Below are 7673 nucleotides of genomic sequence, written 5' to 3' on the forward strand. Positions count from 1 at the left end.
CTTATTAGAAGCCCTGAGCATTTGCTCAGGGCTTTTTTCTTTGCTGTGTCTGTCGAATTTAACAGCCATGAAGGCTGTTAAACATGCTCACTTAAGAAATCAACAAAAGCTCTGATACGCGTACTAACGGCACGATCGCTGTAGTAAACGGCGCTGAGCGGCATTTCAACAGGCAGGACTTTGTCCGCCATAATTTTTACCAGCTCGCCCCGCGCTATCTCTTTATCCACCATATATTCAGACAGGCAGGCAATCCCATTGCCTTCCAGGCAAAGCTGCTTAAGCGTCTCGCCGCTGTTTGATAAAATAGCGCTGCTGATTTCATATAGCTGGCCATCGCTGCAGGCCACCGGCCAGGTATTCAGGGATACGGGTTCAGTAAACCCAAGGCAGAGATGCTGTTTTAACTGCTCGACCGTTTCTGGTTGACCATAGCGGGCTATGTAGTCCGGTGATGCGATGATCCTGCGGTAACTTGTAAACAGGGGACGGGCACGAAGGCTGGAGTCCGTTAACGTACCGGCGCGAATGGCAACATCGACTTTTCGTTCGATGAGGTTAATAAAGGTCTCGCTGGAAACAAGAGAAAGGGCGATATCCGGATATCTCTCGCGGAAGGGCTTGATGAGCGGTAAAAGGAAATGCAGCATCACCGGTGTCGCAGCATCTATACGCAACGTGCCGCGCGGCGTTAGCTTTGCCTCCATGATTTCTGTTTCAGCCGCCGCCATATCCTGGAGAATTGACTGAATACGACGAAAATAGCGTTCGCCTTCTTCTGTCAGGCTTAACTGGCGAGTCGTTCGGTTAAGCAGGTTTACGCCCAGCTTACTCTCTAACTTTTTGACTGAGCGGCTAACGGCGGAGTTTGCCTGCCCAAGGCGTTCTGCAGCCCGGCTAAAACTCCCGTTCTCCACAACGGCGACAAAGATAGTCATTTCTTCTGAGGTAGCTTTCATTGTTGCGCTCATAGCAAAAGTGGAGACGTATTATAATTTTAAATGAGCCTGGTGTTCTTACATTTCGCTTCTTTCGGCTGTCAATTTTGCAAAGTTACTTAGCGCTCACTAACTTTTACACGCTGTTTTCTGAGCCCGGGCGTTGAAACTATGCGCTAAAATCCCTATAACTGAATGACCCCCTCTGTTGTGTTGCGGGGAAAATAAAGAGGTTATAAGCCCAACGTGTCCAAGAATACCTATGCCATGCGTTATGTTGCCGGACAACCTGCGGAACGTATTTTGCCGCCAGGTTCGTTTGCGACCATTGGTAAGGCGTTGCCGGCAGGCGTCCCGCTTAGCAGTGAGGAAAGGATACGCGTCCTGGTATGGAACATCTTCAAGCAGCAACGCGCGGAATGGCTCTCGGTGTTACAGAATTTCGGTAAAGATGCCCATCTGGTGTTGCTGCAGGAGGCGCAAACCACGCCGGAGCTGGTTAAGTTTGCAACCACTAACTATCTGGCTGCCGACCAGGTCCCCGCCTTTGTACTTCCACAACATCCATCCGGCGTGATGACCCTCTCGTCTGCCCACCCCGTTTACTGCTGCCCTTTACGGGAGCGTGAACCTATTCTGCGGCTGGCGAAGTCTGCTCTGGTCACTGTTTACCCTTTACCCGACAAACGCAATCTGATGGTAGTTAATGTGCATGCGGTAAATTTCAGTCTTGGGGTTGATGTATACAGTAAGCAATTACTCCCTATCGGCGATCAGATCCTCCGTCATGACGGGCCGGTAATAATGGCAGGCGATTTCAATGCCTGGAGCCGGCCACGCATGAATGCGCTGTATCGCTTTTCTCGGGAGATGTCACTACGTCAGGTCCGTTTTACCGATGATAATCGTCGGCGGGCATTTGGCCGTCCGCTGGATTTTGTCTTCTATCGCGGACTTAATGTGGATCAGGCATCGGTGCTGGTAACACGCGCTTCCGACCATAACCCTCTACTTGTCGAATTCAGTCCCGGCAAGCCTGATAGATAAACATGACATCAGGTCTGTCGCGGGGCAGGCCTGAGACAAGGTGCTGCCCTTAATCTTACTATTATAAGGACAACACAATGACCATCGGCTCTCATCATGACAACGTCGAAAAACAGTTTGGCTCCCAGGCCAGCGCCTATTTAACCAGTGCTGTGCACGCAACCGGCCGTGATTTACAACTGCTGGGCGAACGACTCAGCGCTTTTCCCGATGCCAGCGTACTCGATCTTGGTTGCGGTGCAGGTCATGCCAGCTTTGTCGCCGCAGGGCAGGTAGCGAAGGTTACCGCTTATGATTTGTCTGCTCAAATGCTGGACGTTGTGGCCGCGGCGGCGAAAGACAAGCAGCTTACTAATATCGATACCTGTCAGGGCTATGCTGAAGCGCTGCCTTTTGCTGATGAAAGCTTTGAGGTGGTCATCAGCCGCTATTCCGCACATCACTGGCATGATGTTCCCCAGGCGCTGCGTGAGGTAAAACGCGTGCTCAAGCCTGGCGGGACGGTGATTATCATGGATGTGATGTCGCCGGGGCATCCTGTTCGGGATATCTGGTTACAGACGGTAGAAGCATTACGGGATACTTCCCACGTGCGAAACTACGCCAGCGGCGAATGGCTGGTTATGCTTAATGAGGCTGGTCTGATTACCCAGCAGTTAACGACGGACCGTTTACCGCTTGAATATAGCACCTGGATAGCCCGTATGCGTACGCCACAGGTATTGAGTGATGCTATTCGTCTTTATCAGCAAAGCGCTTCACAAGAGGTACAGCGCTATTTTGAGCTGACCGCTGATGGCTCCTTTACCAGCGATACCATCATGGCCGTAGCGCGCAAGCTTGCATAATAAAAAAGGCACCGGGGGAAACGGTGCCTTTTTAATTTTTATTGCCGTCACGAATCCGGTGAAGTGTTGTCTTTAACAAACAACGTCAACTGATCGCCGGGTTGCAGATTGTCGGTATCGTTATTCCAACGCATCACATCGCGAATATTCACTCCGTGACGTTTAGCGATACTCGAAAGCGAGTCGCCTTTGCGCACGCGATAGGTAATGCTATCGGAGTTTTTCGCAAGACGCGCTGCGCTACTGCCTGCGCCAACCGTCAGGTTCTGCCCGATTTTCAGGCTTGATCCACGCAGTTTATTCCACTGCTGCAGATCTTTCGTTGTCACGCCAAGGCGTGATGCAATACCGGAAAGCGTATCGCCCGAACGTACCTTATAGCTGCGGCTGGTAAGCGGCGTATTATCCGCAATCAGCGTCGGCTGCACGGCTGCAATTTCGCCGGAAGCCAGAGATTCACGCAGCTGCTCTGCATGTTTCTTTGGCACCATGACATATTGCGGCCCGCTGGCGCCTAACGTTGAGCCTTTTACGCCCGCGTTAAAGGTTTTCAGTTTGTTGACTGAAATACCTGCCATTTCTGCCAGCTGATCCATAGCAACCGGGTTGTTCAGTCTTACGCGTGCCAGCGCGCGGCTTTCATCTGCGGTTGGCAGATTCACACCGTACTGTTTGCTGTTTTTGAGTATTTCGCTCAACGCCAGCATTTTCGGCACATAAACTTTGGTTTCCTGTGGCAATGAGAGCGACCAAAAATCCGTGGGTTTACCCCGTGCTTTATTCGCTTTTATTGCCTTCAGTACACGACCCTCACCGCTGTTATAGGCCGCGATGGTTAATAACCAGTCGCCGTCAAACATACGGTTCAAACGCTGCATCATGTCCAGAGCGGCTGTTGTAGACGCCACTACGTCACGACGCGCATCGTAGCTGCGAGTCTGTTTCAGACCATAGTTACGACCCGTGCTCGGAATGATCTGCCAGATGCCTGCGGCATTGCGACCAGACGTTGCATGTGGGTCAAAAGCGCTCTCCACTATGGGTAGTAGTACCAGCTCCATAGGCATGTTACGTTTTTTAACTTGCCCGGCTATCCAGTACATATACGGCTCTGCCCGTAAAGTTACATCGTGGAGATAGCTCTTATTTCTTAAATACTTTACTTTCTGTTCGCGAATCCGGGTATTTTCCGGAATTCCCATCTTTAGCTCGTCGCCAATGAAAGCCCACAAGTCTTGATCCTGCGCGGAAGACAATGTTCCATCGTCCATCCATCGCGCCTGACTTGTAAACTTACCTGCTTCCCCTTGACCAGCTGCAGAAAGGCTCTGTGCGTGCTGTTGTACGGTGCCATCGTGCTTAGACGCCTGGCACCCCACAAGCAGGACAGAGGCGAGTAATATCGCTTTTGCCTTCATGTGTGTGTCAATAGTTGCTTAAAAGACGACCGATCATAACGGCGAAGTTTTTAAAAGGCAACCCGCAATTGTCAGAAGTTATCTTTCTTTGACCTCAACCATGCAAAACGCGCATTAGGTTGTAGCAACTTTGTTTCTTGATTGATAACTGCTGCTAAATCAGGGTCTTGAGTACGTAAAAATATATTTATACGGCGCTCGTTTTTCAGAGTTGTGGGGAGTGTCTTTTGGTTTTTTGCCCGTAACTCCTTCACTTTTAGATAGTATTCGTTAAGTTCACGATCTTCGGGCAGGATGCTCAAGGCAAACTTAATATTTGTTAAAGTATATTCATGTGCGCAACAAATAATCGTATCCTCCGGCAGCGCATTTATCTTACAGAATGATTCATACATCTGGTCCGCCGTTCCCTCGAATAGCCTGCCGCAGCCACCTGAGAACATCGTGTCGCCACAAAACAGGTAAGGAAAACTAAAGTAACAGAGATGTCCTAAAGTGTGACCCGGGCTGGAAAAAACGCTAAATTCCGCGCCCAGAATAGTAAGCCGATCTCCCTGAGTAACGAGGTGCGTCACCCCTTTATCTCGCGTCTCTTCCGGCCCGTATACCACGATATCCGGGAAGTGGCGCAGAAGCTCTTTAACCCCGCCCACGTGGTCATTGTGATGGTGAGTCAGTAATATTGCTTCAGGTTGCCAGTGGTTATCGCTTATGGCCCGCAGTACAGGAGCGGCTTCACCGGGATCGACGATCAGGCAACGGCCGTCATCTTCACTTAATACCCAGATGTAGTTGTCCTGAAATGCGGGAATACTGTTAAGATTCATAAATACCTCTCAAAGCGAAGCGGAAGGTCGTGATGAAACCGGCAAGGACTCCCCGAAAGTACATAGCACCCGCGCACTGGGCCGAGTTGCCCAAAGGTGAGAACTGTCGTGAAGCGCTTGAGAATGCTATCAAGCCCTGGTTTGCAAAAATGTACGGTTTTCATCTGCTTAAGATTGGCAATCTCAGCGCGGAAATCAATGCCGAAAGTTGCGCTATTTCCCATCAGGTTAATGTCTCGCTCGCCGGTGAGCCAGCGCAGGTGCGCGCAGATCCGCTGCATTTACCGTTTGCTGAAAAGTCCATTGATGCCTGCCTTCTGGCGCATACCTTACCCTGGTGTCCCGATCCGCATCGTTTGTTGCAGGAGGTGGACAGGGTGCTGATTGACGATGGCTGGTTGGTGATGAGCGCGTTTAATCCCATCAGTCTGCTGGGCCTTGGCAAAACTGTCCCATTCTTGCGCCGTTCACCGGCTATTAATAACCGCATGTTTACACTGATGCGTCAGATGGACTGGCTGTCACTGCTGAATTTTGAAGTTTTACATTATAGCCGCTTTCGCGTATTGCCCTGGACGAGGGAAGGGGGAAAGCTGCTCAATACCCACCTGCCGGCGCTTGGCTGTATGCAGCTTATCGTCGCACGCAAACGTACGATCCCCCTGACGATAAACCCAATGAAGCTTCGTCGAACAAAGCCGCGTGTCCGGCAGGCGGTAAGCGCCACGCGGCAGACCCGTCAGCCCTGATTGTCAGCCTTATAGCCTGTATCTTCCTGGGTGGGATTCATTGCTGCGGCACGAGCCAGCTCATCGCAACGCTCGTTCTCCGGGTGACCGGCGTGGCCTTTAACCCACTCCCAGCGAATCTGATGCTGGCCGAGCGCGGCATCCAGGCGCTGCCAGAGGTCGACATTTTTAACCGGTTTTTTTTCTGCAGTTTTCCAGCCGCGCTTTTTCCAGTTATGGATCCATTGCGTGATGCCCTGGCGAACATACTGGCTGTCCGTGCTGAGGATGACTTCACAATGCTCTTTCAGCGCCTCCAGCGCGACAATTGCCGCCATGAGCTCCATGCGATTATTGGTGGTCAGGCGAAAGCCCTCGCTGAACGTTTTCTCTTTGCCGCGATAGCGCAAAATCGCGCCGTAACCGCCCGGCCCTGGGTTTCCCAGACAGGAACCGTCGGTGAAAATTTCTACCTGCTTGAGCATCTCTGGTAGACTTCCTCTGTTAAAAACGACAAGTCTGACACAATAGCCGCTATGAGCACAGCAATTACACGACAGATAGTTCTCGATACCGAAACCACCGGTATGAACCAGATTGGCGCCCATTACGAAGGGCATAAGGTCATTGAAATCGGCGCCGTCGAGGTAGTGAATCGCCGGTTGACCGGCAATAACTATCACATTTATCTCAAGCCCGATCGCCTGATCGACCCGGAGGCGTTTGGCGTTCACGGTATTGCCGATGAGTTCCTGCTTGATAAACCGCTGTTCAGCGATATCGCCGACGAGTTTATTGAGTATGTGCGCGGCGCCGAACTGATCATCCACAACGCGTCGTTTGATATCGGCTTCCTGGACTATGAGTTCAGCAAGCTTAATCGCGGCATTCCTAAAACTGAGACTTTTTGTAAGGTTACCGATAGCCTGGCGCTGGCGCGGCGGATGTTCCCCGGCAAGCGTAACAGCCTTGACGCGCTCTGTAATCGCTACGAGATAGATAACAGTAAGCGTACCCTGCACGGGGCGTTACTCGATGCCCAGATCCTGGCCGACGTTTATCTGGCGATGACCGGCGGGCAAACGTCCATAGCTTTCTCTATGGAGGGCGAGGGGCAACAGCAGCAGGGCGATACGGGCATTCAGCGTGTGGTCAAAGCGAATAAGCTTCGAGTTGTTTTAGCCAGCGACGAAGAGCTGATGGCGCACGAGTCACGTCTTGATTTGGTGCAAAAGAAGGGCGGAAGCTGCCTCTGGCGCGCGTAATACATTAAAAAATGTCGAAAAATTGCTCTTGCGGATGATTTTTGCAGCAAACGAGACAAATTGGCAGAAAAAGCGTTGACGGCCCGCCATGCAATCCGTAATATTCGCCTCGTTCCCCAACGGGAACATCGCGGAGCGGTAGTTCAGTCGGTTAGAATACCTGCCTGTCACGCAGGGGGTCGCGGGTTCGAGTCCCGTCCGTTCCGCCAATATTCAGTTCGAATGTGATTAACGTTCGATAAAGAAAGCCGCAGCCATTGAAGAATGGCTGCGGCTTTTTTGTTTGTAGTTTTTATGCTGTAACTGCGTGTCAGGCATAGTTGCAACTTGTTTAAATATTATATAGAAGGTTCTAAAAGAGCCCGGACTCGTCATCCTCATACTGCCCCTGAAAGCGCAGCGGGTTTCTGACGTTTATCAGCGGCTTTCCGGTCCGCTCATCGGTGTAAAACGCCTCGTCCAGCAGTTTACCATACGCCGTGAACGCACAGCGGTAAACCACCCGTCCCCGGATATCAGTCAGGGAATGGGGCATGCCCGCGTGGTCCGTCTGGTACCAGTACACCTGCGGTCTGAGCCTGTGCGGATGGCGGTAATTATGG

9 protein-coding genes and 1 tRNA gene are annotated in these 7673 nt (G+C 51.5%); 5 read left to right on the forward strand and 5 right to left on the reverse strand.

Annotated elements, in window-relative coordinates:
• Positions 1–77: 77 nt before the first annotated feature.
• Complete coding sequence (gene yafC, locus ENTHG_RS19995) at positions 78–959, reverse strand: DNA-binding transcriptional regulator YafC (RefSeq protein ID WP_044185077.1); 882 nt, start codon at positions 957–959, stop codon at positions 78–80.
• A 225-nt stretch (positions 960–1184) separates the two neighbouring features.
• On the opposite strand from yafC, the gene ENTHG_RS20000 reads away from it, so the two are divergent.
• Positions 1185–1985: an endonuclease/exonuclease/phosphatase family protein gene (locus tag ENTHG_RS20000; RefSeq protein ID WP_044184098.1), complete on the forward strand. Its 801-nt coding sequence runs from the start codon at positions 1185–1187 to the stop codon at positions 1983–1985.
• 77 nt (positions 1986–2062) lie between these two features.
• Entirely contained in the window at positions 2063–2833 is a 771-nt protein-coding gene (locus ENTHG_RS20005) for a class I SAM-dependent methyltransferase (protein WP_044184102.1), read from the forward strand.
• A gap of 47 nt (positions 2834–2880) precedes the next feature.
• Here ENTHG_RS20005 and mltD read toward each other — a convergent pair whose 3' ends face one another.
• Together mltD and gloB are read right to left on the reverse strand one after the other, a co-directional pair.
• Positions 2881–4251 carry a murein transglycosylase D gene (gene mltD, locus ENTHG_RS20010; protein WP_044184105.1) on the reverse strand — a complete coding sequence of 457 codons (1371 nt, stop codon included), beginning with the start codon at positions 4249–4251 and terminating at the stop codon, positions 2881–2883.
• A 71-nt stretch (positions 4252–4322) separates the two neighbouring features.
• Positions 4323–5078 carry a hydroxyacylglutathione hydrolase gene (gloB, locus tag ENTHG_RS20015; protein WP_044184107.1) on the reverse strand — a complete coding sequence of 252 codons (756 nt, stop codon included), beginning with the start codon at positions 5076–5078 and terminating at the stop codon, positions 4323–4325.
• A 32-nt stretch (positions 5079–5110) separates the two neighbouring features.
• On the opposite strand from gloB, the gene ENTHG_RS20020 reads away from it, so the two are divergent.
• The gene (locus ENTHG_RS20020; RefSeq protein WP_044184109.1) at positions 5111–5827 is read left to right on the forward strand and encodes a class I SAM-dependent methyltransferase; all 717 of its coding nucleotides are present in this window, start codon (positions 5111–5113) and stop codon (positions 5825–5827) included.
• Here ENTHG_RS20020 and rnhA read toward each other — a convergent pair.
• Positions 5818–6291 carry a ribonuclease HI gene (gene rnhA / locus ENTHG_RS20025; RefSeq protein ID WP_044184111.1) on the reverse strand — a complete coding sequence of 158 codons (474 nt, stop codon included), beginning with the start codon at positions 6289–6291 and terminating at the stop codon, positions 5818–5820. The two genes, ENTHG_RS20020 and rnhA, sit on opposite strands and share 10 nt — an antisense overlap.
• A gap of 51 nt (positions 6292–6342) precedes the next feature.
• Here rnhA and dnaQ point away from each other — a divergent pair, with 51 nt between their 5' ends.
• On the forward strand, positions 6343–7071 hold the full coding sequence (dnaQ, locus tag ENTHG_RS20030; RefSeq protein WP_044184113.1) for a DNA polymerase III subunit epsilon: 729 nt from the start codon (positions 6343–6345) through the stop codon (positions 7069–7071).
• A gap of 132 nt (positions 7072–7203) precedes the next feature.
• Positions 7204–7280 (forward strand) — tRNA-Asp (locus ENTHG_RS20035).
• A gap of 143 nt (positions 7281–7423) precedes the next feature.
• Here ENTHG_RS20035 and ENTHG_RS20040 read toward each other — a convergent pair.
• On the reverse strand, positions 7424–7673 hold a 250-nt coding region (locus ENTHG_RS20040; RefSeq protein ID WP_145973681.1), incomplete at its 5' end, for an RHS domain-containing protein.

The sequence above is a fragment of the Phytobacter massiliensis JC163 genome (assembly GCF_000321045.1).
Taxonomy (GTDB): Bacteria; Pseudomonadota; Gammaproteobacteria; order Enterobacterales; family Enterobacteriaceae; genus Phytobacter_A; species Phytobacter_A massiliensis.